28 protein-coding genes are annotated in these 26307 nt (G+C 58.3%); 14 read left to right on the top strand and 14 right to left on the bottom strand.

Annotated features, from left to right (window positions below):
- Window positions 1-239 precede the first annotated feature (239 nt).
- From BUE38_RS08945 to BUE38_RS08925, 5 genes are all read right to left on the bottom strand, one after another.
- Window positions 240-686 carry an SRPBCC family protein gene (locus BUE38_RS08945; RefSeq protein ID WP_073434862.1) on the bottom strand — a complete coding sequence of 149 codons (447 nt, stop codon included), beginning with the start codon at window positions 684-686 and terminating at the stop codon, window positions 240-242.
- Window positions 687-839: 153 nt separating this feature from the next.
- Complete coding sequence (locus tag BUE38_RS08940) at window positions 840-1280, bottom strand: acetyltransferase (RefSeq protein ID WP_073435076.1); 441 nt, start codon at window positions 1278-1280, stop codon at window positions 840-842.
- Between the two features lie 7 nt (window positions 1281-1287).
- Window positions 1288-1848, bottom strand: a complete 561-nt coding sequence (locus BUE38_RS08935; protein WP_073434861.1) for an AAA family ATPase — start codon at window positions 1846-1848, stop codon at window positions 1288-1290.
- Between the two features lie 5 nt (window positions 1849-1853).
- Window positions 1854-2654, bottom strand: coding sequence for a type I methionyl aminopeptidase (map, locus tag BUE38_RS08930; RefSeq protein ID WP_073434860.1), 801 nt, complete (start codon window positions 2652-2654; stop codon window positions 1854-1856).
- On the bottom strand, window positions 2647-2940 hold the full coding sequence (locus tag BUE38_RS08925) for a ParD-like family protein (RefSeq protein WP_073434859.1): 294 nt from the start codon (window positions 2938-2940) through the stop codon (window positions 2647-2649). The genes map and BUE38_RS08925 overlap by 8 nt, the downstream gene beginning before the upstream one ends.
- A 229-nt stretch (window positions 2941-3169) precedes the next feature.
- On the opposite strand from BUE38_RS08925, the gene BUE38_RS08920 reads away from it, so the two are divergent.
- Window positions 3170-3613, top strand: coding sequence for a DoxX family protein (locus BUE38_RS08920; RefSeq protein WP_073435075.1), 444 nt, complete (start codon window positions 3170-3172; stop codon window positions 3611-3613).
- 260 nt (window positions 3614-3873) lie between these two features.
- Here BUE38_RS08920 and BUE38_RS08915 read toward each other — a convergent pair whose 3' ends face one another.
- Window positions 3874-4206 carry a winged helix-turn-helix transcriptional regulator gene (locus BUE38_RS08915; RefSeq protein ID WP_073434858.1) on the bottom strand — a complete coding sequence of 111 codons (333 nt, stop codon included), beginning with the start codon at window positions 4204-4206 and terminating at the stop codon, window positions 3874-3876.
- Window positions 4207-4315: 109 nt separating this feature from the next.
- On the opposite strand from BUE38_RS08915, the gene BUE38_RS08910 reads away from it, so the two are divergent.
- Window positions 4316-5038 (top strand): glutathione S-transferase family protein, encoded by a 723-nt coding sequence (locus BUE38_RS08910; protein WP_073434857.1) that lies wholly within the window; start codon window positions 4316-4318, stop codon window positions 5036-5038.
- Window positions 5039-5116: 78 nt separating this feature from the next.
- On the opposite strand, the gene BUE38_RS08905 is transcribed toward BUE38_RS08910, so the two are convergent.
- The 4 genes from BUE38_RS08905 to BUE38_RS08890 all read right to left on the bottom strand — a co-directional run bounded on the left by BUE38_RS08905 (window position 5117) and on the right by BUE38_RS08890 (window position 8331).
- On the bottom strand, window positions 5117-6865 hold the full coding sequence (locus BUE38_RS08905; protein WP_073434856.1) for a dipeptidase: 1749 nt from the start codon (window positions 6863-6865) through the stop codon (window positions 5117-5119).
- Window positions 6866-7119: 254 nt separating this feature from the next.
- Window positions 7120-7440: a hypothetical protein gene (locus BUE38_RS08900; protein ID WP_073434855.1), complete on the bottom strand. Its 321-nt coding sequence runs from the start codon at window positions 7438-7440 to the stop codon at window positions 7120-7122.
- Window positions 7441-7543: 103 nt separating this feature from the next.
- Complete coding sequence (locus BUE38_RS08895) at window positions 7544-7894, bottom strand: DUF2200 domain-containing protein (protein WP_073434854.1); 351 nt, start codon at window positions 7892-7894, stop codon at window positions 7544-7546.
- 44 nt (window positions 7895-7938) lie between these two features.
- Window positions 7939-8331 carry a GFA family protein gene (locus BUE38_RS08890; RefSeq protein ID WP_073434853.1) on the bottom strand — a complete coding sequence of 131 codons (393 nt, stop codon included), beginning with the start codon at window positions 8329-8331 and terminating at the stop codon, window positions 7939-7941.
- A 151-nt stretch (window positions 8332-8482) separates the two neighbouring features.
- Here BUE38_RS08890 and BUE38_RS08885 point away from each other — a divergent pair, with 151 nt between their 5' ends.
- Both BUE38_RS08885 and BUE38_RS08880 read left to right on the top strand, forming a co-directional pair.
- On the top strand, window positions 8483-10015 hold the full coding sequence (locus BUE38_RS08885) for an NfeD family protein (protein WP_073434852.1): 1533 nt from the start codon (window positions 8483-8485) through the stop codon (window positions 10013-10015).
- 43 nt (window positions 10016-10058) lie between these two features.
- Window positions 10059-10883 (top strand): slipin family protein, encoded by an 825-nt coding sequence (locus tag BUE38_RS08880; RefSeq protein ID WP_073434851.1) that lies wholly within the window; start codon window positions 10059-10061, stop codon window positions 10881-10883.
- Window positions 10884-11027: 144 nt separating this feature from the next.
- Here BUE38_RS08880 and BUE38_RS08875 read toward each other — a convergent pair whose 3' ends face one another.
- Window positions 11028-11318 carry a hypothetical protein gene (locus BUE38_RS08875; protein WP_073434850.1) on the bottom strand — a complete coding sequence of 97 codons (291 nt, stop codon included), beginning with the start codon at window positions 11316-11318 and terminating at the stop codon, window positions 11028-11030.
- Window positions 11319-11784: 466 nt separating this feature from the next.
- Between BUE38_RS08875 and BUE38_RS08870 the strand changes: the two genes are divergently transcribed.
- Complete coding sequence (locus BUE38_RS08870; protein WP_073434849.1) at window positions 11785-12921, top strand: AI-2E family transporter; 1137 nt, start codon at window positions 11785-11787, stop codon at window positions 12919-12921.
- A 233-nt stretch (window positions 12922-13154) separates the two neighbouring features.
- Here BUE38_RS08870 and BUE38_RS08865 read toward each other — a convergent pair whose 3' ends face one another.
- Window positions 13155-13445 (bottom strand): hypothetical protein, encoded by a 291-nt coding sequence (locus BUE38_RS08865; protein WP_073434848.1) that lies wholly within the window; start codon window positions 13443-13445, stop codon window positions 13155-13157.
- A 458-nt stretch (window positions 13446-13903) separates the two neighbouring features.
- Here BUE38_RS08865 and soxR point away from each other — a divergent pair, with 458 nt between their 5' ends.
- Window positions 13904-14365: a redox-sensitive transcriptional activator SoxR gene (gene soxR / locus BUE38_RS08860; protein ID WP_073434847.1), complete on the top strand. Its 462-nt coding sequence runs from the start codon at window positions 13904-13906 to the stop codon at window positions 14363-14365.
- Window positions 14366-14633: 268 nt separating this feature from the next.
- Entirely contained in the window at window positions 14634-15011 is a 378-nt protein-coding gene (locus BUE38_RS08855) for a cupin domain-containing protein (RefSeq protein ID WP_073434846.1), read from the top strand.
- 131 nt (window positions 15012-15142) lie between these two features.
- Here the strand turns inward: BUE38_RS08855 and BUE38_RS08850 are convergent, their stop codons facing one another.
- Window positions 15143-15700: a dihydrofolate reductase family protein gene (locus tag BUE38_RS08850; protein WP_073434845.1), complete on the bottom strand. Its 558-nt coding sequence runs from the start codon at window positions 15698-15700 to the stop codon at window positions 15143-15145.
- A gap of 391 nt (window positions 15701-16091) precedes the next feature.
- Window positions 16092-16316, bottom strand: a complete 225-nt coding sequence (locus BUE38_RS08845; protein ID WP_073435074.1) for an amphi-Trp domain-containing protein — start codon at window positions 16314-16316, stop codon at window positions 16092-16094.
- Between the two features lie 1044 nt (window positions 16317-17360).
- On the opposite strand from BUE38_RS08845, the gene BUE38_RS08835 reads away from it, so the two are divergent.
- The 7 genes from BUE38_RS08835 to BUE38_RS08805 all read left to right on the top strand — a co-directional run bounded on the left by BUE38_RS08835 (window position 17361) and on the right by BUE38_RS08805 (window position 26202).
- Window positions 17361-19442, top strand: a complete 2082-nt coding sequence (locus BUE38_RS08835) for a hydantoinase/oxoprolinase family protein (protein ID WP_073434843.1) — start codon at window positions 17361-17363, stop codon at window positions 19440-19442.
- Entirely contained in the window at window positions 19439-21058 is a 1620-nt protein-coding gene (locus BUE38_RS08830) for a hydantoinase B/oxoprolinase family protein (protein WP_073434842.1), read from the top strand. The genes BUE38_RS08835 and BUE38_RS08830 overlap by 4 nt, the downstream gene beginning before the upstream one ends.
- Window positions 21055-22260 carry a pyridoxal phosphate-dependent aminotransferase gene (locus BUE38_RS08825; protein WP_073434841.1) on the top strand — a complete coding sequence of 402 codons (1206 nt, stop codon included), beginning with the start codon at window positions 21055-21057 and terminating at the stop codon, window positions 22258-22260. The genes BUE38_RS08830 and BUE38_RS08825 overlap by 4 nt, the downstream gene beginning before the upstream one ends.
- Window positions 22261-22361: 101 nt before the next feature.
- The gene (gene kdgD / locus BUE38_RS08820) at window positions 22362-23285 is read left to right on the top strand and encodes a 5-dehydro-4-deoxyglucarate dehydratase (RefSeq protein ID WP_073434840.1); all 924 of its coding nucleotides are present in this window, start codon (window positions 22362-22364) and stop codon (window positions 23283-23285) included.
- Window positions 23286-23309: 24 nt separating this feature from the next.
- Window positions 23310-24314: a TRAP transporter substrate-binding protein gene (locus BUE38_RS08815; RefSeq protein WP_073434839.1), complete on the top strand. Its 1005-nt coding sequence runs from the start codon at window positions 23310-23312 to the stop codon at window positions 24312-24314.
- A gap of 66 nt (window positions 24315-24380) precedes the next feature.
- Window positions 24381-24914 carry a TRAP transporter small permease gene (locus BUE38_RS08810; RefSeq protein ID WP_073434838.1) on the top strand — a complete coding sequence of 178 codons (534 nt, stop codon included), beginning with the start codon at window positions 24381-24383 and terminating at the stop codon, window positions 24912-24914.
- Between the two features lie 4 nt (window positions 24915-24918).
- Window positions 24919-26202 (top strand): TRAP transporter large permease, encoded by a 1284-nt coding sequence (locus tag BUE38_RS08805; RefSeq protein ID WP_073434837.1) that lies wholly within the window; start codon window positions 24919-24921, stop codon window positions 26200-26202.
- Window positions 26203-26307: the final 105 nt, after the last annotated feature.

Genomic DNA, 26307 nt, shown 5'->3' with positions numbered 1-26307 from the left:
CTTCTCTTCAGGAGGCCATCTTTTGCCTGGATCGCCAATGCCTCGAAGGGAGTAGCTGCATTGATTCAAAATGAAAGGGATACACCGTGTCATTAATATAAGCAATACCTCATTTTGTATTGTTGCTGTAATTCTGAGGGGATATCGAGTGTTGAAACATGGTGGTAGATGCCGATTCTAGAGCTTTTGCCGCTTAGGTTACTGTGCATACGATCAGGCTTTTCATGTCGTCATACGTTTCAGCCATCGGGTATTTCGGCTTCCACCAGCAGGGCCAGCAGTTGCAGAGACTCCTGCCAACCCAGGTGACAGGCCTCGATGGGAATCTCGTCAGGGATGCCGCTCTGGGATATCTGTACCACCGTACCGACGGGGGATTCCTGCAACTCGACCAGCAATTCCATGCTGCCTGGCAGGCCGGGATCATCGAAACTGTCAGTACTGCGGATGCGCTGGTTGGGCACCAACTCCAGGTAGCTCCCACCGAAGCTATGCTCGGTGCCGGTCGAGATATTGATGAAGGACATGCGAAAGCGTCCTCCTTCCCGCGGATCAAATTCATCTACCCTGGCGACGAAGCCATGGGGTGGGTTCCACTTGACGAGGATGTTCTGGTCGAGAAAGGCTCGATAGATACGTTCAGCCGGCGCCCTGATGACGCGACTCAATTGCATGTTGTTGGGCATGGCGCGATCCTCCATACATTGATATGGAATGGGATGTTGAAGCCTCACAGGGTCCTGGAGAACTTCCGGAATAAGAGTAGGAGAATCTTCAGAGGATCGCGTTAACTATAGTTTGTTGCCCAGCTGGAGGAGAATCCCTTCGCTGGACGGGGATCACATGTTCGTCAAGGCCATGTGTAGAAGGGGGTAGGGCTTGCCCTGGCCGTCGAGTGGCGAGCGTCCCGTGATCTGAAACCCGATGTGTCGGTAGAAGGCCAGCGCCTGCTCGTTCTGTTCGTTAACGTCTACCCTGGCGATCCCCTGGTGGTCGATGGCATGGCGGACCAGTCGGGAGCCGATGCCGGTTCCTCGCGCCTGAGGGGCGACAAACAGCATTTCCAGATTACCGTCCAGGGCGCCCGAGAACCCGACAATCTCGCCATGGGTGTCTCTGGCGCAGGTCAGTTCCACGGCATCAAGGTACTGTTCCAGGATCAACGGTTTCAGGGCGAGGAGATCCTCTTCGGCAAGAAAGTCATGAGTGGCGCGCACGGATGCCTCCCAGACCTCCAGCAGCTTCAGATGATCGGCCTTGTCTGGTCTTGCGATATTCACCAATGACTTACTCCTGTGTTGCTGCTGCCAAGCGCTCCAGTACGATATCAGCACGGGTCGCGATATCGGTTCTGGGAAGGATCGATACATCGTAGCCGAGGGTCGGATAGCCTTCGACCAACCGCTCATACTCTCTGGTTGCCTCGGCGAAGGCATGACGGCGCTCGGCATCGGCAACGTAGATCTGCTCCCAGGGTGGGGTAAGGAAGACGAGGCGATGATAGCGCCGGGGGTTGAGGAAATCATCGGAGGGAGGTTGCGCGGTAGCATGCTGCAAGGCCAGCAACGCATCGATCAACCCGCGGTCGAAGAACACCAGACCTGGCGTGTCCAGGGCGCGTTGGTAATCATCCAGTGCCAGCTCGATTGCCGCCTGGCTGAAACCGGCCAGACTGTTCCACGGCAGACGTATGCTGGCTGGGTCGGTTTCCGCTTTAACGATGCGTCTGCCGGGCTCCTCCACCGTCGCGTAGCCACGCCGTGCCAGCTCTTCGAGTATCGATGATTTGCCGCCACCGGAGCAGCCGGACAATACGACAAGACGGTCTCGTTCGGGAAACGGGGTCATCAGGGCTACTCAGCGGCCAGCGCATGATACTCGGCAGGGTCATCCGGCCAGGCTGTCAGCACCTCATGGCCTGTCTCGGTCACCAGTACCATGTGCTCCCACTGCGCGGAAAGCGAGCGATCCCGGGTCACCACGGTCCAGTTATCGCTGAGGGTCCGTGTGAGATGCTTGCCGGCATTGATCATCGGCTCGATGGTGAACAGCATGCCCGGTTTCAGCTCGAGGCCGGTGCCGGCTTTACCGTAGTGCAGCACCTGAGGCTCATCATGATAGATACGGCCGATGCCGTGGCCGCAGTAGTCCTTCACCGAACTGTAGCCATACTGGCGTGCCGTCTGCTCGATGGCATGACCGACATCGCCGAGGGTGGCGCCGGGACGCACCATGTCAATACCCGCCCACATGGCCTCGTAGGCTGCCTTCACCAATCGGTGGGCCTTGCGCGAGACCTTGCCGGCCAGGTACATGCGGCTGGTATCGCCGTGCCAGCCGTCCTTCACCAGGGCGACATCGATATTGATGATATCTCCGTCCTTGATGAGGGTCTTGTCTGAAGGAATACCGTGGCAGACCACGTGGTTGATCGAGATGCAGGTGGTCTTCGTATAACCGTGGTAACCCAGGTTGGCCGGGATGGCGCCCAGGGTGTCGACGATGTAGTCATGGCAGATCCGGTCCAGCTCCTCGGTGGTGATGCCGGGCTTCACCCAGGGCGTGATCATGGCCAGTACTTCAGCGGCCATGCGGGCGGCATTGCTGGCCAGTTCGCGGTCCCGAGCCGAGCGAACCTGGATGCGATCACTCATGGACAGCCACCTTCCTGCGTGTTGTGCGATTCGTCTCGACTTCGTCTTTCCCCGCTGTTCCTACAACGTCTTTCCCTCCTGCCAGGGCCAGCAGATCCAGGCCGCCCTCGTACTCGGCACGAATCAGCATGCGGCTGATGTCGCGATGATCAAGCTCGGGATGTAGCTCGGCGAGCATGCCCACTCGCATCCAGTGTTCTGCCTGCGCATTGATCGACCGCCCGAGTGCCTGGCTGGCCATACGTAGTGCCTCGTGCATGTCTTCGGAAATCTTGACGATACCCATGATGGTCTCGATATATGGTGTGTATATGAAACGTATATTATCTTTCTGTGCGAAGACGATCAATTGATGCCGCCGGGCGACGCCTGTATCGCCACATGGATACGGCCCTTGACCTCAAGTTAGCTTCAGGTCCTATAGTCCAGCGCTCCACAAACTGAATTCCGATGGCAGCCGTCCATGAGGCTTGATGTCTGTTGGCATCGGACTTCTCGATCAGGAGCGAAAGGACATGCGTTTATTCCTCGAGGAAACACTGGATAGCCGTTGGCTGTGGCGAATGGCCCGCCTGCTGTTGGCGCTGATGTTCATCGTCTCCGGCCTGGCCAGAGTGCTGGATCCTCAGGGCGGTATGGATGAGATGCGTGCCGCAGGTCTGGAGCCCGCCTGGCTGTTCAATACTGCCGTTGCCACCACCTTGCTGCTGGCCGCCATGCTGGTGCTGCTCGATCGCCTGCTGTGGCTGGGGGCGGCGGCGCTGTCCGTATTCCTCGTACTGACCATTGTTGTCGTTCACCAGTTCTGGAAGCTCTCCGGTGACGAGGCTCGGGTGGCGTTGTTCTTTGCGTTCGAGCATCTGACGGTGATCGGAGGAATGATCGCAGCGGCCATCGCCAGTCACCTGCGCCGGGTGCTGGACGATATCTCGCGCTGGTATCCCGCTCCCGCGAGCTGAACCGTTCCCGGGCCTCGGTACGGGAATCTCGACAACTGGCGGCGGAATCCGTCGGACGGGTTTCGCTGCCGGCGCCTGACCAGGGAAACCGGGAACCACCGTCGGATCTGCGGAGTGAGGGCGCCTGGGGGCTTTCCGGTCAGCTCACAGCGAGTCGACCGGGGCTCCTGTGCGGTCCGGCGGCGTGCCCGTCATATGTCTCCTTTTTTCTGTACTTTTCTCTGCACTTTTTCTCTGCACTTTTGGAAGGTTGACCATGCCTACAGGACTTCGTGGACATCTGCGCTGGTATGGGTCTCCCACCAGTCTCCCAGAGCATCGATCAGTGGGACAAGCTGATGGCCGGCGGGTGTCAGGTTGTACTCCACTCGCAAGGGATACCCTTCGAATTCTGTGCGTTCGACAATGCCGGCCTCCTGCAGCTTGCGTAGCTCCAGTGTCAGCATCCGGTGTGAAATGGTGGGGTTGTCTCGGCGCAGCTCGCCGAAGCGTTTCGTTCCTTCCTGCAGGTAATAGATCAGCAGAGTAGGCCAGCGGCCACTCAATACCTGCATGACTTCCTCGATGGGGCAGCGGGAGACCAGGTCTTTCATCGGTGACTCCTGGTAACAAAAAAGTGCGTAATTTACTTGCGGGAGCAAGCGAGTAGAGTCGATCCAGCTGCGCAGCATCTCAACCCTGATAACCTGGGAGACTGGATTGATGGAACCGATTCTACTCTATGGCTTCCCCGCCGGAAGCTCAATGGGACTCGTTGCGGCGCTGGAATGGCTGGGCAAGCCTTACCGTCTGTGCCGCGTAGATATGCTGGGCGAGATGCGTGATCCATCCTATGCGCGGATCAATCCTCGGCATGAAACGCCGGCCTTCATCACTGATGACGGTCGGGTGCTGAGTGAAACCATGGCGATTGCCGGTTGGCTGGAGGCCCGAGATGACCAGCGTCGGATAAGTTTCGACCCGCGCTCACCGGACGCCGATCGCATGCACCAGTTGATGGGCTTCGTGAACACCGGCTTTACTGCTGCCTTCAGCCCGCTGTGGGTGGCACTGGAGATGGAGACGCCCAACCCCGTCCTGCAATCGATGCTGCGTGAGTGGGGACGAGAACAGGTCATCGAGCGTCACGACAGGCTGGAAGGCATGCTCGGCGACGGCACTTTTCTACTCGGTGAGCGCCCCACGCTGGCGGATGCTCTGCTGATCGGGATTGCTCGCTGGCTGGAGTTTCTTGAGGTGGCGGACAAGCAGAGGTGGCCAGGCCTGGCAGCACTTCGTCAACGTCTGGAGGAGGATCCTGCCGTGAAATACGCCACTGCTTTGGAAAGCGGCCAGATGCTGTCGGGATCGGGAGCTTGCATGGGGCATGTCACGCTGCAGGAAGTCATCGAGCGCTACGGAGTCGAACAGGCGGAGCCAGCCTGAGCGTCCGAAGGTTGCTGGCCGCCGTGAAGGCGGCCAGCGATGGTGGTCTCGATACAGATGGTCTCAATCCAACTGGTCTCAATCCAACTGAGGCTGATTGCCGATACGCGCAAACATCTCGGTAAACATCTGGATATCGAGCATCAGGTTATCCACCTTCTTGAACTCCTCGGAAGTATGGCCGGTGTAGGGTTCGCCGGGCATCGAGGGGCCGAAGTTGATGGCGTTGGGCAGCAGCTTGGCGGTCGTGCTTCCTGCCGAGGAAACCGGATCCGCTGGCAGGCCGGTGGTATCGCCGAAGATATTCAGCAGGGTCTGCAGCCAGGCCCCCTGGGGATCACGCAGCATCCAGTCGCGGATACCCACTTCGACCTCCATCTCAACTCCCTGCTCGTCGGCATAGGCGCTGATGTGGTCGCTGATTGCGCTGGCCAGCTCTTCCGGCGAGCGTTCACCAACCGGTGCGCGCACGTTCACGGCAATATGCAGTTGATCGTCGGTCAGCTCGAGGAAGGTCGGGGAGACCAGTAACGGTCCCATGAAGTCATGCTGATAGGCGACGCCGAGCTTCTCACCGTGGTAATCCAGCCCGTAGTTGTCGTTCAGATAATCCATTGCCGCGGTGTAATGGTTCTCGCGGAAGGGCACGTCGGACTCGGCCAGCAGACCGGCCAACCGCGGCACAGGGTTGAGGCCGGAATCGGGCTTCGAAGAGTGGGCAGACTTGCCGCTGACGGTCAGTTGCACCAGATCACCCTCGACCTCAGAAGTCACCTGGAAGTCACCACCATTGGCCTCGACATAGGCCTCGCCTTCGGCGCGCAGCGTGGTACTCAGCGCTTCAGGATCGTCGGCCTGAATGGTGGCCACGGATGTCTCGGGAATCTGGTTACTGGCCAGGCCACCGGTGACCTCAATGATTTCGGGGCCTTCGCCGCTGCCTTCCACGCGCGGGAAGTAGGTGTCGATGGTGCCGAAACCGTTCTCCGCGATCACCGCCGGGTAACCGCTATCGAGCACGATGTTGTACTCCGGCAGCTCGTTGCTTTGCTGGTAGTAGGCGAAGCCTTCGCCACCGGTTTCCTCGGTGGTCTCGATCATCAGGCGAATGGTGCGCTGCAATGGCACGTCATTCTCTCGGATGGTCTTCATGGCATACAGGGCTGCCGCAATCGAGGCCTTGTCATCCTCGGTGCCGCGACCATACAGGCGGCCATCCTTGAGGGTCATCTCGAGCGGGTTGAGCTCGGTGCCATCGTCCAGCGTCCAGGTGTCGGCGGCCGGCACGGTATCACCGTGGGTCAGGATGCCGAAGGCTTCCTCTGTACTGCCGGGGAGCTCGACCACGAAGATGCGGTCGTCTACGTTGCGAAACTCGAGTCCGAACTCTTCGGCCTTGGCTTTGACCAGTTCACCGAACTGAGTGATACCCGGGTTCTCGTATTGCGGAGTGTCGCCACTCTTCGCGGTGGGGACAGCGACCATCTCACCGAGCAGATCCACAACGTCATCGCCGTAATTCAAGCGGGTATAGATGCCCAGTAGACGGTAGAGGTTGGTGAAATCGTCGCCTTCGAGTGCTTCACCTTCCAGATAGCCATTGATGGCTGACTGCAGGGCAGTGTTGTCGGACTCGCCGCCGACCTGCTGCAGAAAGTCATTGAAGCTCGAAGGGGGATTTTCGGCATGCGTCTCGAGGATCGTGACGATCTCGTCATGCTTGAGCGTGCTGGTCTCCGTGGAGTTTTGCTCGTTGGAGGCATATACCGGCCCCGTCAGGCTCAGGGTAATGAGCGCAGAGGTCAGTAGTGTCACAGGGGTATTCATGACCGTATCCTTCCGTGATCAAGTTCATGATGTTTGACCACCACACTGTAAACCCACAAAGAAGGAGGCGACATGCTTCTTTTAGGGGAGTTCGACTGTCTTTACCGAACGCAGCAGGAAGAAAACTGGAGGATAGGAGAAAGTGCAGGGAAAAGAAGGGTTTTTAAAGGAGTGCGCGGCAGTTCATTCCGGGCACCCCTGGGTATCTAAAGAGTGGGGTCTGGCGATCCAGTAACGTCTAGATCCAGTAACGTCTAGTTGCCGGCGCCGATCGTTACCTGCAAGGCCTGCAGGCCGCCCAGTTCGAGCTGTACTTCATCGGAAAACACCGGGTGGCCATGGACACGAATATCAAGCGTGGCCTCGGCACCGCGGTAGATGACATTGGCGGAGACGTTGGTCTCGGTCTTCAACGGAGCCATCAGATCGTACTGCACGCCTTGCACCTCGAGACCACCCAGCCCGAAGTCGTCGACCTGCTCCTCGATCAGCCCCTGGATGCTCATGCCGTAGTAGAAATAGAGCCCACCATAGGCCAGGCCGGCGATCACGATAAGGGAAAAGAGTTTACCCACAGAACATGCTCCTTGTCTGAAAGGCTCTTTATATCACGATGTATCCTCGCTGATGGAGACGTTGCCTGCTGCGGAGCAGGCGCCAGGGACTTGTGGCCAGCAATCATTGACGCAGAATCTTGTCCATGGACTTGCCCCTGGCCAACTCGTCAATCAGCTTGTCCAGGTAGCGTATCTGCTGCATGAGGGGATCCTCGATCTCCTCTACGCGGACACCGCACACCACCCCCTTGATCAGCGAACGGTTGGGGTGAAGCGCCGGGGCCTCGGCAAAGAAGGTCGCGAAGTCGTTCTGCTGGTCGATCTGTTGCTGCAGCCCTGCCGGATCGTAGCCAGTCAGCCAGCAGATGACCTGATCGACTTCCTCCTTCGTACGATTCTTGCGCTCCGCCTTCTGAATATAAAGCGGGTAGACCCTGGCAAAGGCCATGGTGAAGATCTTGTGGTTGGCCATCGTTATCCTCCCTCGCTTGCCGGTTGACCTGCTCTTTGGTTGACCTACTCCTCAAGGCGACCCGTAGTATCGCGATCACGCTCGTAGCGCCTCATCAGAGGAAACACTGGCAACCAGGACTCGCGACGAATGGCCCAGCTCTCGTAGGTTGGCATCAACTGGTCAGGAGCATCCAGGGATCCGAGGTGCACTTCGACCTCATCTGCGTTGCGAGCGAAGATCGACGAGCCGCAGCTGGGGCAGAAGAATCGCCCAGCATAGTCGCGTGTCTCGCCCTCGATCGTCACCGCTTCCTGTGGGAACACTGCCGATGCGTAGAACAGGGCTCCATGGTGCTTGCGGCAGTCGAGGCAATGGCAGATGCCAACCCGATATGGGTGTCCCGATGCCACAATTCGGACGTTGCCGCACAGGCAGCCACCCGTGAATCGCTCCATGCTGTGTCTCCTGAAACCGGTCATTGAAATTTCCCCGCCCGCCAGGCCCGAATTCCCGTGAACGGTACGCCGAATCGTAGTGGCTGGGCACGGTGACAAGGAAGGGGATCAACTACAGTAAAAGTAGCCCTTTCATGTCCAGGAGGTAGCCATGTCGGCGCCAGGGCTTCGTTCGCTGAACTTGATGGTATCGCTGTTGAGCCTGTTGTTTGCTCTTGGCTTGGCGATGCTGGCGTGGGCCGAGCAGGAACCCGCGGGGGACCGCTCTGGTCAGGCATTGGTGCTGACGATTGATGGTGCCATTGGCCCCGCCACCAGCGACTACTTTCAGCGCGGAATCGAAATGGCCGAGGAGCGATCTGCGGAGCTGATGGTTCTGCAACTCGATACCCCTGGCGGCCTGGATGCCTCCATGCGTGACATGATCCAGGCGATGCTCTCCGCTGAAGTACCGGTGGCCGTCTATGTTTCGCCCAGCGGGGCACGGGCTGCCAGTGCCGGTACCTATCTGCTGTATGCCAGCCACGTGGCCGCCATGGCACCGGCTACTCATCTTGGCTCAGCGACTCCCGTCCAGATCGGAGGGCTGCCGGACATCGGCGGTGGGGAGCCGGAGCAGGAGGAGCAGGACGCTGCCCCAGATGATTCAACGAGCAGGGGCGCTGAGAACAACACAGCCGAAGACCGCAACGCAGAAGGCGAAGGTGCTGATGGCGAGGGTGCCAATGGCGAAGGTACCGATAGTGAGAGTGCGGGCGGCGAGCAGAATGGAGATGACAAGCGTCGTGGCGCGACGGCCATGGAGCGAAAGACGCTCGAAGACGCCGTGGCCACCATCCGCAGTCTGGCTCAACGCCATGATCGAAATGCTGAATGGGCCGAGCTCGCGGTGCGTGAGGCGGTCAACCTGACCGCCAGTGAGGCGCTGGAACGCAACGTCATCGAAGTACTGGCGACGGATCTCAACGATCTGCTGACCCAGGTGGATGGACGGACAGTGGTCATGGCCGATGGTGAGCGCCAACTGAACACCGCAGGGCTGCACATCGAGCGTTTCGATCCGGATTGGCGGACTGAGTTGTTGTCGGTCATCACCAATCCCAACGTGGCCTATCTGCTGATGATCATCGGCATCTATGGCCTGATCTTCGAGCTGATCAATCCGGGGGCCATGGTGCCAGGTGTGATCGGTGCCATCTGCTTGCTGCTGGCGCTGTACGCCTTTCAGGGGTTGCCGGTCAGTTATGCCGGCCTGGCGCTGGTCGTACTGGGACTGGCGCTGATCATCGGCGAGGCGTTGATGCCCAGTTTCGGCATTCTCGGTTTCGGCGGTATTGCTGCCTTTGTCTTCGGCTCAGTCATTCTGATGGATGATCGTCAAATGTCGGTATCACTACCACTGATCGGCGGTGTGGCGCTGGTGGCCTCCGGGGTCATGCTATGGGTCGTCATGCGCTTTCTGTCACTACGTCGACGCCGTGTGCGCATTGGTGAGGAAGAGATGATCGGCGCCGAGGCCATCGCGCTGAATGACTTCACCGGCAATGGCCATGTGCGGTTTCACGGTGAACGCTGGAATGCACGCACATCAGTGCCGGTGAAGCAGGGGCAACGGCTGACGGTGGTGGCCATCGACGGGCTTACCGTTGAGGTGAAGCCGGCCGACGCCCTACCAGAACGCTGATACCGGTCGACATCGAGCATGTTGTGTCGCAAGGAGGTTGAAGATGTTTATTTCCTGGCTCGTTCCGGTGGTGCTGATACTGCTGCTGATCGCGGCATCGATTCGCATCCTGCCGGAATACAAGCGTGGCGTGGTGTTCTTTCTCGGGCGATTTCAGGCCGTCAAGGGGCCGGGGTTGGTGATCATCATTCCACTGGTTCAGAAGATGCAGATAGTCGACCTGCGCGTGATCACCATGGATGTGCCCGAGCAGGATGTGATCTCGAAGGACAACGTCACCGTACGCGTCAATGCCGTGTTGTACTTTCGTGTCGTCGATGCCGAAAAGGCGATCATTCAGGTCGAGCACTTCGTTACCGCCACCAGTCAGCTGGCGCAGACCACGCTGCGTTCGGTGTTGGGTAAGCATGACCTCGATGAAATGCTCTCCGAGCGTGACAAGCTCAACGACGATATTCAGGAGATCATCGATAGTTCGGCGGAGTCCTGGGGGATCAAGGTGGCCAATGTCGAGATCAAGCACGTTGATCTCGATGAAAGCATGATTCGCGCCATCGCCCGTCAGGCCGAGGCCGAGCGCGAAAGGCGCGCCAAGGTGATTCATGCCGAAGGGGAACTGCAGGCCTCGAAGAAACTGGTCGAAGCGGCCAATGTAATGTCCGAGAACTCGGCAGCGCTGCAGTTACGTTACCTGCAGACCATGAGCGATATGAGCAACCGCAACGCCTCGACCATCGTCTTCCCGCTGCCCATGGACATCATGGAAGCCTTCAAGTCGATGAGTAGGGGGCCTGGTCCCGGCAAGGCCGGCGGGTCTCAGCAAGAGCCTGAACAAGAGCCCGGACTGGAGCCCGGACAAGAGCCTTGAGCTTCTGCTGATGTGACGCCATGAATGATGTAACGCGATGAATGATGTGACACCCAAAAAGGCCTCCGAGTTGGAGGCCTATGTGTCTGGCGGAGAAGCCGTTCAGCTCACAGGGCCGTGTAACGCCCTGAGCCGAGGGAGAGCTTAGTGAGCAGCATCCCAGGCCAGTTCCAGCGGATCGCCATTCACTTCGATGTTGGTGGCATCCTGTTGCTGGGCACGGCGCTTGAGTTGTGCCTTGGCCATGGCGTCGCTGCTGCCTTCGGCAATGACTTGGGACAGCACATCGTTCGGCAGTTCGCTGACCTCGTTCACCTGTGTCTTGGCTGACAGCGGCTCGCTGAGTTGCAGGGCGCGATCAGTCGCCGGGTCGGCCTGGGCAGCCAGGGGAAGGGCGGCGAGCAGGAGGCTGGCGGTCATCAGTTTGATCTTCATGGGGTAATCCTCGTCTTGTGTGTTTCGATAGAATTTATATTATTAGTTGGCTAATAGTGTTTCTAGTGAAGCCTATCTATCGAAGCGATCGACGCAGTCGATGGCGCTGGCGTTGCGAGGAAATTGCATAGGGTTTGCCTGGGTCGCTGAGGTAGAGCGGGCTGACAGCAGAGGATCACACGAGCCGTAGAACAAGGCTGGATGACCGTGAAGCTGTTGGTATGCGGCTGCGGCAAGGGACTGTGAGGTGACGCGATATATCGGGGCGGTAGGCCAGAGCATCGAGAGTCTCCCTGGGTGATGCTCCAGTAGCAGGCGCAGCGCTCGATAGACCAATCCGCTGCAGAAACCTGTCAAGTCAGCCAGCGGCATACCTCTTTATCGTCAACGAACTTCTGGACGGCCTGGGCTAAAGTGAATCAGTAATTCGAAGAACACGGATCCCTTGATCAGGAGGATGTCCAGGATGCGGACCGAGGAAGCGTCACGTCGTCAGTTGATGAATCGGGATCTTATAGAAGCATTGGTCCGTATCGGTTTGATTGTCTTCCTCGTGGTCATGTGTGTAAGGATCTTTGCGCCCTTTGCCAACCTGATGATCTGGGGCCTGGTTCTGGCCATTGCTCTCGCTCCTGTACATCAGCGGTTGGCCAGGCGCCTTGGTGGCCGTCAAGGGCGTGCTTCGACGCTTCTGGTGGTCATCATTCTACTGTTGCTCGGAGTGCCGACGGTGCTACTGGGGATTTCCTTCGCAGATCACCTTCACGGGCTTTATTCGGCATTCACCGACCAGACTTTCGCTATTCCTCCCCCCAGGCCAGCCGTGGCCGAGTGGCCTCTTGTCGGAGAGCGACTCTATTCGGCATGGCAGGCAGCCGCCAATAACCTTCCGGCACTGCTCGAACAGAATCAGGAGCTGCTTCGAGACATGGGAAGAAGGGCTCTCGGCGCGGCGACCAACACCGCAGGCAGTCTGCTGGAACTGTTCGCTGCTCTGATCATCGGCGCGGTGATGATGGCCTATGCCGAGCCTGGCAGCCGGGCTCTGGGGCGGATCTTCAGCCGCGTGACTGACCCTGAGCGCGGCCCGCAACTGCAGAGGCTTTCCACCGCCACGGTGCGTTCAGTGGCCATCGGTGTTATCGGCGTGGCCTTCATTCAGGCCCTGCTGCTCGGAGTAGGCTTCCTGTTGGCAGGTATTCCTGCGGCAGGTGTCCTCGCCCTGATCGCGCTGTTCACCGGCATTCTCCAGTTGCCGGCACTGCTCATCTCGTTGCCAGTCATCGGTTATCTGTGGTGGCTCGGCGACGGCTCGACCACGATGAACATCATCTTCACGATATACCTGATTCTGGCGGGTATGATCGACAACGTTCTCAAGCCCCTGCTGCTGGGGCGTGGTGTCGATGCTCCGATGCTGATAGTGCTGCTTGGTGCCATCGGTGGAATGCTGACCGGCGGCCTGGTTGGACTCTTTATCGGTGGCGTTCTACTGGCCGTCAGCTATCGGCTGTTCATGGAGTGGATCGAGACTGACGAGCACAGTACAACCCCCGTTCCAGCGCAAGAAGAGTCTCTCAAGAAGCCTGATGCCGAGTTCTGATGTCGTGTTCTCTGCCAGAATGCAGTAACACCTCCGGCCCTGTGAGCCTAAGCAAGAGCCTGAACAAGAGCCCTGACGAGAGCCTTGAGTTTCTGCTGATGTGACGCCATGAATGATGTAGCGCGATGAATGATGTGACACCAAAAAAGGCCTCCGAATGGGAGGCCTTTGTGTCTGGCCGAGAAGTCGTTAGGTGTACAGGACCGTGTGAGTGCCCTGAGCCGAGGGAGAGCTTAGTGAGCAGCATCCCAGGCCAGTTTCAGCGGATCACCGTTCACCTCGATGTTGGTGGCGTCCTGTTGCTGGGCACGGCGCTTGAGTTGTGCCTTGGCCATGGCGTCGCTGCTGCCTCCGGCAATGACATGGGACAGCACGTCGTTCGGCAGTTCGCTGACCTCGTTCACCTGTGTCTTGGCTGACAGCGGCTCGCTGAGTTGCAGGGCGCGGTCAGTCGCCGGATCGGCCTGGGCAGCCAGGGGAAGGGCGGCAAGCAGGAGGCTGGCGGTCATCAGTTTGATCTTCATGGGGCAGTCCTCGTTTTGTGTGTTTCGATAGAATTTATATTATTAGTTGGCTAACAATGATTCTAGTGAAATATATCAATCGAAACGATCGATGCAGTCGATGACGCTGGTATTCGCCATCAGGAAAGCAAAGCCTCCGGCCTGTCCTCTCACTCCTGTCAGGCCTCCCTCTCCAGTCAGGCCCCACGATGACCGCCTTCAACGCCGCCGGTGACGTCGACAGATTGGAGTGGCGGTTGATGACCAGGGGAGCGTTGGCCTCAATCTGAGGCGCATTGCATGCACTGCTGGTATGGCCCTCGGACAAGGCAAAGGTGGGTGGGGTTACGCATATCGCCTCCGGTTGATCCAACAGTTGACAGCGACAGCGTGAGATCTAAACCTTGGTTTAGGTCAAGGCCCTGGCAGGAGATCCTCCTGTCGGGCGCTTTCCTTCACCAGAGCCTCGAGGTTGGAACATGGAAAAGCGCAGGAAACATGAGATCCACAAGCAGCTTTCGGTGGGAGAAGTTGCGCAACGCAGCGGGGTAGCCGTCTCCGCATTGCGTTTCTACGAAACCCGGGGGCTGATCCACAGCTGGCGAAACGCCGGCAATCAAAGACGCTATGCCCGCGACGTATTGCGTCGGGTTGCCGTGATCAAGATCGCTCAGCGATTGGGCATTCCCCTCGCCGAAATCCATGATGCCCTGTCGGTCCTGCCGGAAAAGCGCGCGCCCTCCGCGAAGGAATGGCATCAGATATCGGATCGCTGGAGAGAGGACCTGGATGAGCGCATCGACAAGTTGACCAAGCTGCGCGATCAACTCGATGGTTGTATCGGTTGTGGCTGCCTGTCACTGAATACCTGTCCGCTGCGTAACCCCGACGATATTGCCTCGGAGGATGGCCCCGGCCCGCGCATGTTCGACCCTCAGTGACAGGGATATCCCCGGCGCCGTTGTGATCGTCAGGCGTCGATCAGTCTTTCGTTGAGGCTGGAAAGTGATCAGCGTGGACGACCGATTGATGCCCAAGGCCAGCCAGGACGAGGCGCAGCAGGATTGTCTGGGTAGCTGACACCACGAGGGCAGACCGCAGCAGGGCAGGGCTGAGGCTTCTGCACAATCGTTCCAGACTCGTGAGCCGCGGGCTGCTGGAATCCTGAATTGCTGCACGACATGGACTCATCCAACGGGAGAACTGCATATGAACGCATCACGCCCCACCCACGCCATCAGCCCGACCCGCAAGAGCACGTTGATCGACGACCTGTGGTCGCCCCGTGTCATCGCCGAGATGAACGACTACCAGTTCAAGGTGGTGCGTATCCAGGGCGATTTCGTCTGGCACAGCCACGACGACACCGATGAGGCGTTCTATGTACTGGATGGCGAGTTACGCATCGACTTTCGAGATGGCGCGGTCGAGTTGGGGCCGGGGGATCTGTACGTCGTACCGAGAGGCGTCGAACACAAGCCATTCGCCGCGCAGGAAGTCCGCATGATGCTGATCGAGCCGAGGGGAGTGAAGAACACCGGTGACGAAGGGGGAGAGCTGACCGCCGAGAACGACCGTTGGATCTAGCTTTCCAGCAGCGCTGGATAAGGGGGATCTTCGGGCCGGGGCGGGTGCCGGGCTCGATACTGCCGATTGCGTTGGTTCTGGCAGGAGGTTTCAGAAAGTGGTTATTGGATGACGCGGCTCCGGCCAGGTATTCACGCCGTCCCATCAGCCTGATAGCGGAGAATGGTGCAGCCAGAGGAAAGTGGACGTGCTTCAAGCAACTGCAGCCCCTGTGGTGTCAGTCCACCACTGAACAGAAGCCTCCCGCGGCCATGAATCACCGGTGCGATCGCAATGCGGTACTCATCAAAGAGCTTCTCATTGATCAGCGTCTTCGAGAGGTCGGCGCTGCCGAAGATGAACATGTTCCCATTGCCCTGTTGCTTCAGCGATGCCAATTCCTGTGCCACGTTGTCGTTCACAATTCTCGTATTGACCCAGTCCGCGGTCTGGAGTGTGCGCGAGCACACGACCTTCGGAAGGCTGTTCATGTAATCGGCAATGGCACCTGTGGCGGTCTGCCAATAGGAAGCCATCCCCTCATAGGTCACACGACCAAACACAAGCATGTCGGCTGACTGCAACTGATCGAGAGAGAATTGCTCAAGCTCCTCACCCCAGACCTGTTCGTGCCAGGACAGGTCCCAGTTCTTTTCCCCCTCGAAGTAGCCATCGAGTGTAATGAGGTTCCACATGATCAGTTTTCGCATTTCATGACTCCTCGGTGTTCAGGTCATCCAACGCCCGACTCAAGGGGCGTGTCGGTAGCTCCGCCCGATAGGGGCGAACTTCCCGGAGCGAACTTCAATGAATCGCTGGGCATTGTCTGAACCACATTCACGCCGTAGCAACGCCGGTGTTCTGGATGGCACAGATCCACCATGCGCCTTCCTTCTTGACCAACACCCAGATGCCAATATCGGTATGGCCGCATCGGGGCAGGAGCGGACGCTTGGAATATGCTGATGCAATAACCAAAATTCAGCGGCCCATAACTGGCCAATGCCAATGCGAGCATTGCCCAGCTATGACCCGCAGCAGCGCTTTGTTAAACACCACTACGCGGCCATAATGGTGCGACGATCCAAGGCAGAAAACCAACTATTTCCCAGACCATTTTATCTGGAATTCAATCTCTTCTTCATCGTCTGAGCGTTCGTGTTCAATAGTGAATTCTGCACGCGCCGGTACATAGATGCGTTCGCCGTCAATCTGAATGACGAAACGCTCTCCATTCTCGATGGAGTCGGCTAGACGTCGCAGCTTGGCTACGAAATCTGCCTTCGAATATCCTTTCTCCACATCTCGCTCTGGCTTCGCGCTCATTTTTCCTCCGTTATAGAGTTTGGTTATAGGGAGTATGGCAGGCACCAATTTCAACATCAGTGTAGGCTAGCGCCCTCCAGTCGGCCAGAAGTGGCCTTTCATCAGACTCTGATATAATGCCTTGCGCAGCTGCGCCTGGAGCGTAGTTGTTTTTGGTGTCAGGCTGCCGCAACTTGTTAGGTGTGAAAGTGGCTGATTAAACCCAGTACGACTTTAGGTTCAATGGCAATGACCTTTCTTTATGCCAGCCAAGAAGAACACCAGAGAGGCGACAGCCAACACTCTCTTCTAAAAAACTAATGGATTTGGTCACCAACTCCAGAATTTGGTCACCACTATTTCCATTAAATCTAGGTGGGTTAATTTTTTTCTTCTGTGGGGATAGCATCCTTTTTATCAAAATAGCTTCTATATCTTCACTAGTAGAATCACCAAGGAATGTTCATCATAAACCCAGCAGAATATCTCCCTGCTGGTCAGGTCTATTATGTATTGCTGGGTGATGATTTGGTCAATCTTCACTTGTGCATGGTCTAGTCCAGTGGGCTGGGCTGCTGCCCAACGGAGACCGGTGTAGCTGGTTGCGAGGTTATCCACTCATGCCGTTGTCTTCCACGAGATCTCTCCCCAAAAAAGGCGCCGCTGCAGGGTCTGCTGCTCCTGATGTTGCGGCTGATGGTCAGCGCTGATTGGTCGCGAACGGTGAGATATTGAGGCCTTTGGCCGTCGATGCCTAGGTCCGAAAGCTCCGCTCAGACGTTACTTCACTGTGATTGGAGGCAGGCCCTGCCTGAAGCCCGGTCATCTGGAGGCAGATCTCTCAGACAAGTAAAAGTTGTCGGTCTGATGTTTTTTATTGATTTACCAGACTCCCTTTTCAGTCATATGGTTCAGTGAAACGAAACTATAACGAGAAGCGTGAAACTGCCTCATGTTCATGTTTTTTCACGAAGCACTGAGTTACATGATTCTTGAAACATTAGCCTCACACCAGACATGCAGCCGAGTGCGTCTGGAGGATCGCAACACAAGGGATATTACGCAATGGTGAGTCATAAAATTCGCTTGGGTGCCGATATCGGCGGTACTTTTACTGACATTGCCCTGGAAGTCCACGGCACTATTTACTCCACTAAGTTGCTGACTAATTACACCGCTCCCGAACAGTCCATTCTGGATGGGGTGGAAATCGTCACCCGTGATGCCGGTATCTCGCCTGCGGACATCGATATCATTATCCATGGCACTACGCTAGCCACCAATGCGCTGATCCAGAGACACGGGGCCAAAACGGCGCTGGTGACCACCGAGGGGTTTCGGGACGTGATCGAGATGCGCACCGAGAACCGCTTCGAGCAGTACGATCTGGATCTGGTTCTACCGCCACCGCTGATCTCTCGCGAAGATCGTTTCCCGATCGCCGGGCGGATCGGGGCCCAGGGCCAGGAGCTGTCGCCGCTGGACGAGGCGGCCCTGGAGGAGTTGGCCGATACGCTGGTGGAACGGGATTACGGCGCGGTGGCCATCGGTTTCATCCATTCCTATCTTAATCCTGCTCATGAGGAGCGGGCCCGCGAGATCCTGTCGCGAAAGGTGTCCGTGCCGATCTCGATCTCGGCTGAAGTATCGCCCCAGATGCGTGAGTTCGAACGCTTCAACACCGTCTGCGCCAACGCCTATGTACGCCCGCAGATGGCCAATTATCTCTCGCGTCTGCAGGCCCGCCTCAAGGAGATGGGGGCAGGCTGTCCCGTGTTCATGATCCATTCCGGCGGCGGCCTGATCTCGGTGGAGACCGCCTCCGAATGCCCGGTGCGGCTGGTGGAATCCGGCCCGGCGGGGGGAGCCATCTTCGCGGCTGACATTGCGAACCGCTTCAACATTGATCAGGCACTGTCCTACGACATGGGCGGTACCACCGCCAAGATCTGTCTGATCGATGACTTCCAACCCCAGACCGCACGCACCTTCGAGGTCGCCCGAACCTACCGCTTCTGCAAGGGGTCCGGCATGCCAATCTCGATTCCGGTGATCGAGATGATCGAGATCGGCGCTGGCGGCGGCTCCATTGCTTCCGTGGATGTCATGGGCCGCATCCAGGTCGGTCCTGAATCAGCCGGCTCCGAGCCCGGCCCGGCCTGCTATCAGCATGGCGGAGAGCAACCCACCATCACGGATGCGGACCTGATCCTCGGCAAGCTGGACCCACACAACTTCGCCGACGGCAAGATCCTGCTGTCGATCGACAACGCTCGCCAGGCGGTCAGCCGAGACGTGGGCAGCAAGCTGGATCTGGATTCCGATGCCGCGGCCTTTGGTATTTGCGAAATGGTCGACGAGAACATGGCCAACGCCGCGCGTGTGCACACAGTCGAAAACGGCAAGACGATCGATGAATACGTGATGATCGCTTTCGGTGGGGCGGCGCCACTGCACGCCGCACGCCTGTGCGAGAAGCTGGGCATTGCCCGTTGTCTGATTCCCCAGGGCGCCGGGGTCGGCTCCGCGATTGGCTTCCTCAAGACGCCGTTCGGCTACGAGGCTCTGGCCTCTAGAATCATGAGCCTTTCGTCCTTCAACGCATCGGCAGTCAACGCTCTGCTCGGTGACCTGCGTGGTACAGCAGAACGCTTCGTGCGGGCTGGCACCGACGACAGGATATTGTTCGAGGTGACGGCTTACATGCGCTATGCCGGCCAGGGTTGGGAAATCCCCGTGCCCTTGCCGAACCGAGAGTTCACTGAGTCGGACAAGGCGACGATCGAAACGCTGTTCCGAGAGCGCTACGTCCAATTCTTCGGCCGCGCCATCGAAGGGCCAGAGATCGAGTTTGTCACCTGGTCGGTCAAGGCCCAGGACGAGCGGCCCGAGCCAGACAAGGTCGCCCTCGACCACGAGGGGACACCTATCGAGGCCGAGACGAGTCGCGATGTCTTCGACCCCGTCGCGGGGGCTTACCGACCGACCGGCATTGTCCCCCGTGACACCCTCCAGCCGGGAGCGAGAGTGATCGGTCCGGCCATCATCGTCGAGCGTGAAACCTCGACCATCGTAACGTCTCCCTTCGATGCTGTCGTGCAGAGCGATGGCGCCATCCTTCTTGTTCGGAAAGGAGCTGCGGCATGAGAGATATGGACGAAATTCGCTTACAGGTCATGTGGAACCGGCTGATCTCGGTAGTCGAGGAGCAGGCCATGACCCTGCTGCGTACCGCCTTTTCAACGTCTGTGCGCGAAGCTGGCGATCTGTCTGCAGGCGTCTACAACGCCAGGGGCGAGATGCTGGCCCAGGCCGTCACTGGGACCCCCGGGCACGTCAACACCATGGCCGAGGCGGTCATGCACTTCATCGCTGAGATACCGAGCGAGTCGATGTATCCCGGGGATACGTACGTTACCAACGATCCCTGGAAGGGGACTGGCCACCTGCATGACATCACCATGGTGACGCCCTCCTTCAAGGGGGACGAACTGATCGGTTTCTTCGCCTGTACTGCCCACGTGGTGGATGTCGGTGGGCGCGGCTTCGGCGCAGATGGTCAGTCGGTGTACGAGGAAGGCATCCAGATTCCGATCATGAAATTCGCCGAGCGTGGCGAGGTGAACCAGGACCTGCTCAGGATCCTGAGACTTAATGTGCGTGAGCCCAACCAGGTCATCGGCGATTTCCATTCGCTGGCGGCGTGCAACGACGTCGGCCACAAGCGCCTGCTTGAAATGCTCGACGAGGCCGGGCTCGACAATCTCGAGCGCCTCGGCGCCTTCATCCTGTCGCGGACCCACACAGCGATCATGGAGCGCCTGGAGGCATTGCCACGGGGTACCTGGTCGAACGATATGCTGACCGATGGCTACGACGAGCCTGTCAAACTGGCGGTCAGTATCAGTATCAGCGACGGAGGCCTGGGCGTCGATTTCTCCGGCACCGCTGCCATGAGCCGATGGGGGATCAACGTACCACTGATCTATGCCAAGGCTTATGCCTGCTATGCCCTGAAGAGTGTGATTGCTCCGGATATCCCGAATAACGCGGCATCGCTAGCGGTTTTTAACGTCTCGTCTCCGACCAATATCCTGAATGCCGAGCGCCCTGCACCGGTCTCGGTGCGTCACGTAATCGGGCACATGGTGCCGGATCTGGTGTTGGGTGCGCTTGCTCAAGCACTGCCCGGCAAGGTACTGGCCGAAGGTGCCGCTGCGTTGTGGAATGTCCATATCTCGGCCCGGCCCACCGCCGACTCGGAAGGGCGTCGTGCTGAGGTTCTGATGTTCAACTCAGGCGGTATGGGAGCGCGTCCGACACTGGACGGTCTTTCGGCAACGGCCTTTCCCTCCGGCGTTCATACCATGCCGATTGAGGCAACTGAGCACACCGGACCGATTGTGGTCTGGCGCAAGGAGTTGCGCCCGGCTTCCGGCGGCGCAGGCAAGTACCGAGGCGGGTTGGGCCAGATCATCGAGATCGCGCCCGCTGATGGCCATGAGTTCAACTTTTCTGCGATGTTTGACCGCATCACAGCCCCCGCGCGAGGTCGAGACGGTGGGCAGCATGGCGCGCCCGGCTCGGTAACGCTGGACGATGGGACCCCGTTGCGGCCCAAGGGTTGGCAGCACGTCCCCGCAGGGCGTCGCCTTGTTCTGCAGCTACCAGGTGGGGGTGGTTTTGGTGAGCCGAACGAGCGGAGTCGTGAGGCATGCGAGTCTGATCAGGTTAAAGGCTACGTCACGGAGGACCGCTCATGAGCAGGGTTGCCGACCGCCTCGCGGCTGTGAAGCCCTCGGCCTCCATGGCGGTATCTCAGGCTGCCAGAGAGCTGGCGGCTACCGGGGTCGACGTCATCGATCTCGGTTTGGGGGAGCCTGATTTCACAACCCCAGCGCACATTACCGAGGCCGCCTTCGATGCCGCGCGGACCAGCCGCATCCTGTATACACCAGCGCTGGGTACACTGGAGCTGCGCCGTGCCGTGGCCAGGAAATTCCAGCAGGAGAACGGACTCGATTTCGAGGTCGACGAGATTGCAGTGGCCAATGGTGCCAAACAAATCATCTTCAATGCCCTCATGGCGACGTTGAATGAGGGCGATGAAGCGATCCTGCCGGCTCCCTATTTCGTCTCCTACCCGGAGATGGTCAAGCTCTTCGGTGGAGTGCCTGTAACCCCTCAGTGTACAGCCGAGAGCGGCTTCCGGCTCACGCCTGAGATGTTGGAAGAAGCCATATCCCCACGCACCAGGTGGCTGTTCCTTAATCTACCGGGCAATCCCTCGGGGGCTGTCTATACCGAGGCTGAGCTGAAGGGGCTCGGAGAGGTGCTGGCCAAACATCCGCAGGTGATGGTGTTGTCGGATGAAATCTATGAACACATCCTCTTCGATGACCGGCAGTTTGTCTCGTTCGGCAAGGCTTGTCCCGAGCTGCGAGATCGCAGCCTGATCATCAATGGAGTTTCCAAAGCCTATGCCATGACGGGGTGGCGTGTCGGTTATGCAGCAGGACCACGTGACCTTATTCAGGCCATGGCCATGGTGCAGAGCCAGAGTTGCACGTCAGTGTGCGCGGTTGCTCAGACCGCCGCCCAGGTAGCACTGGAGGGACCCCAGCAAGATGTCTCGCGCTTTCGCGAGGCCTTCGAGCGTCGCCGCAACCTGGTGGTCAAGGAGATCGCCCGGATTGACGGCCTGACGCTCGATCCTCCCGGAGGGGCGTTCTATGCCTATATCAGCTGCAAGGCCTTGATTGGAGCACTCACTCCCCAGGGCGAGAGGCTCGAGGACGACAAGGCCGTCACCCGTTATCTGCTGGACGAGGCTCATGTGGCCGCGGTACCCGGCGAAGCCTATGGGTTATCTCCATTCTTTCGCATCTCCACTGCGACCTCGGAAGCGGTCCTGAGCGACGCCATCACTCGTATCGCTGCGGCGGTTGCAAAACTGGAACGCTAGACAGGCTGGCACTCAATGGCCCGCATTCAATGTTCCTGATGTATGACAGTTAACCTATTGATTTTCAGTGTTTTACTTAACCAGGTATAAGAGGATAAGCAGTGAATTTTACCTATCAAGAAGTCAAGAATGCGATCAGCGACGGTTTGCTGTCCTTCCCTATCACCGACTTCGACGCCAACGCCGCCTTCGATGCCGAGAGCTACCGTAAGCGTCTCGAATGGTTCGCCAGTCATGACATCTCCGCCGTGTTCGTGGCCGGAGGGACCGGCGAATTCTTCAACCTGACGCTGGACGAGTATCGCGCGATCGTTTCCATCGCCGTCGAAACGGTAGGCGGCAAGCTGCCTGTCATCGCCAGCGCCGGGCTGAGCACCGGTGCCGGCCAGGCCTATGCCAGAGCCGCCGAGGAGGCCGGCGCCGACGGCATTCTGCTGATGCCGCCATATCTGACTGAATGCCCACAGGAAGGCCTTGTGGAGTACGCCCGCCAGATCTGCGATTCGACCTCGATCAACGTGATCTACTACAACCGCGGCAATGGCATCCTCCAGGCCGACGCCGTCCACAAGCTTGCCGACGCCTGTCCCAACCTGATCGGCCTGAAAGATGGCACGGGCGATATTCAGGCGCTCAACAAGATCATCAAGACCGTCGGCGATCGCCTGGCCTACATCGGCGGTGTACCCACTGCCGAGATCTTCGCCGAGGCGTATCTGTCCATTGGCGTTAATACATACTCCTCGGCGGTGTTCAACTTCGTGCCGGAAATGGCGCTGAAGTTCTACCGCGAGCTCAGAAAAGGCAATAGGGAGGTGGTGCGCGAAATTACCCAGAAGTTCTTCATCCCTTTCATCGAACTTCGCGATAACAACAAGGGCTATGCAGTAAGCCTGATCAAGGAGGGCGCCGATATCATCGGCAAGCCTGCCGGAAACGTGCGCTCGCCACTTGTCATGCCGAACCTGGAAGAGCGTAAACGACTCAATGATCTGATCAAGTTTGCCAATAGTGTTGAGCGGTAATGTCCTATCGGTAGGAGAATTATCATGCAATCCAAGAACAATTTTAAGTTGAAAAGCTGCCTGGCCGTTGCCGCGGTGGCCGGCACTGCTACGCTGACATCCTTCTCGGCCCAGGCCGAGCAGTGGCGGGGATGGAACATTCATCCGCCGGGCTACCCGAATAGCGAAGCTCTGGAAAGTTTCGCCAGGGACGTCGCCGAGAAGACCGAGGGTCGCATCGAGCCCAGGGTCTATCACAACGCGGTGCTGGGTGATCAGCCGGATGCCATCGAACAAACCCGTAGCGGTGCGCTGGACTTCGCCAATCTCAACATGGGCCCGATGGGGCCGATTGTGCCAACAACCGACGTGTTTTCTCTGCCATTCATCTTCAACAGCGTTGATGATATGTACGAGATCATGGACGGAGAAATCGGTGATCGCTTCGCCGACGCCCTCGCTGAAAAGAACCTCATCGTTCTGTCATGGTTTGGCTCCGGTGCACGCAGTCTTGACAATGTTGACCACCCGGTACATACGCCAGAGGATGTCGAGGGACTCAAGATTCGGGTGATGAACAACGACCTGTATGTCCAGATGATCGAAGCATTGGGCGGTAACGCTACGCCGATGGCTTACAGTGAGGTTTACCAGTCCCTGAAGTCCGGAGTGCTCGACGGAGCCGAACACAACTATCCCGCCTATGAGGCGAGCGGCCACTACGAGATTGCCAGGTTCTACTCTGCGACCGAGCACTTGATCCTGCCGGAATGTCTGTGCGTCGCCAGGTCCAGCTGGGAAGCGCTTGGCGAGGAAGATCAGGACATCATTCGCGAAGCCGCCGAAGATGCAGCCATGGAGCAGAGACAGCTGTGGCAGGAGCAAGTCGAGGAGAGTCGGCAAAAGGTCCTCGATGCCGGCGTGCAGATCAACGAAGTGGATGACAGAGAGGCCTTCAAGGAAAGGATGCGGCCCATCTACGAGGAGTTCGTCACGCAGAATCCGCAGTTCGAGTCGCTGGTCTCGGATATCCAGGCTGCGCAGCAATAATCGTATCAATCCATGAGCGACCCCGGTTCGGTTTCGAGCCGGGGGTTCTTGAAAGGATTAGCTACCGTGAGTTCCTACTCCGAGCAACTCAGTGACCAAAACGCAGAAACCAGGCATCCGTCGTCGTTAGATCGATGCCTGGACGGCCTCGCCCAGCTTTGCATCATCGTGGCGGGCGTGCTGATGGTGTTCCTGATCATCACCTTCGGCTGGCTGGTTTTCGGGCGTTATATCCTCAACGATACGCCAACCTGGGTCGAGCAATCCTCGTTGGTAATCGTCGTCTACATAACCTGCCTAGGGGCCGCTGCGGGAGTGCGAAACAACAGTCACCTGAGCATCGACTTCGTACGCGAAGGGCTGCCCGCATTGCCGCGTGAAATCATGCGCTACATTTCCGATCTCTTTGTCACATGCTTCGGTTTTTTCATGGTTTTTCAGGGTTGGCATCTGGTCATGGAAAATCTCAGTCGTAGCATCCCGATGATCGGCATTTCCGAGAGTTGGCGCGCGGCACCGCTGGTGATCTGCGGTGTGCTGATGGTCTTGTTTTCCGGCGTGAATATCGTTCAGCGCCTGCTCAAGTCAAGGGAGGGTTGATTCCATGGGATTGATGATCCTGTTCGGTCTGTTCTTTCTGGGCCTCATCGTCGGTGCACCGGTGGCTTTTGCCGTCGGCATGGCCGCGATCGGGACCTTCCTCTATGAAGGCCTGCCATTGTTCGTTGGCTTTCAGCGAATTCTTTCCGGTATTTCGGTCTTCTCGCTACTGGCCATACCGTTCTTCATCTTTGCCGGCGAGTTGATGCTGCATGGCGGCATCTCCACGCGTCTGGTACGCCTGGCTTCGGCGGCGGTGGGTCGCGTGCGCGGCGGACTGGGCATGGTCAACGTCAGTTCGTCGATGCTGTTCGGAGGGATCTCGGGCTCGGCAGTCGCCGACACCTCGGCACTCGGCTCGATCCTCATCCCTGTGATGAAGGAGAAAGGCTACGACGCCGACTATGCGGTCAATGTGACCGTGACCTCATCGATTGCCGGCGTGGTCATTCCGCCCAGCCATAACATGATCCTTTACGCGGTCGCCGCGGGGGGCGGCATCTCGATAACTCAGCTGTTCATCGCTGGGGTCATACCGGGCGTACTGATGTGCCTGGCGCTGGCAGTGGCCGCCTATGTCGTGGCGGTCAAACGTGGCTACAAGGGCGAGGCGTTCCCTGGCTGGTCAGCGCTGATCGTCAGCTTCGCCGCAGCTCTGCCCGGACTGCTGACCGCCGTGATCATCGTCGGCGGGGTGCTCTCAGGGATATTGACGGTGACCGAATCCGGGGCCTTCGGCGCGATCTACGCCATCATCGTGACAGGATTGGTCTACCGTGAACTGCGTTGGGAATCGTTCAAGCAGGCGGTCTATCAGGCGGTACGCACCACGTCGCTGGTGATGATCCTGGTCGGCTGCGCCTCGGCATTCTCGTACCTGCTGGCGTTGTACAACGTACCGGAACTGCTGACCGGTGCGTTGCTGAGTATCTCCGACAATCCCTATGTCGTCCTGCTGATGCTCAACCTTCTGCTGCTGGGGCTGGGCATGATCATGGATATGGCGGCACTGATCCTGATCTGCACACCGATCTTCCTGCCGGTAGCGGCCCAGTTCGGCATGGATCCGATCCAGTTCGGCATCATCATGATGATGAACCTGGGGCTGGGCCTGTGCACGCCGCCGGTCGGCGCCTGCCTGTTCGTCGGTAGCGTGATCGGCAAAATCAAGATCGAGCATGCGGTACGCACCATCTGGCCTTTCTACCTGGCGTTGTTCGTGGTACTGATGCTGGTGACTTATGTTCCGGCGATCTCGCTGACGCTACCCGGTTTCTTCCAGCAGTGATTCTCCTCTTCCTGCTGTTGGGCATGTCTGACATGAAGACCGAAAATATACCTGGTAACTGAGGCCTGGAAGGTATTGTATATTTCAGGAAGCTGATGAGTATGC

Source organism: Halomonas cupida, from assembly GCF_900142755.1.
Lineage (GTDB): Bacteria > Pseudomonadota > Gammaproteobacteria > Pseudomonadales > Halomonadaceae > Halomonas > Halomonas cupida.
Note: the sequence above shows the minus strand (reverse complement) of the source record. Positions and strands in the feature narration are given on the sequence as shown.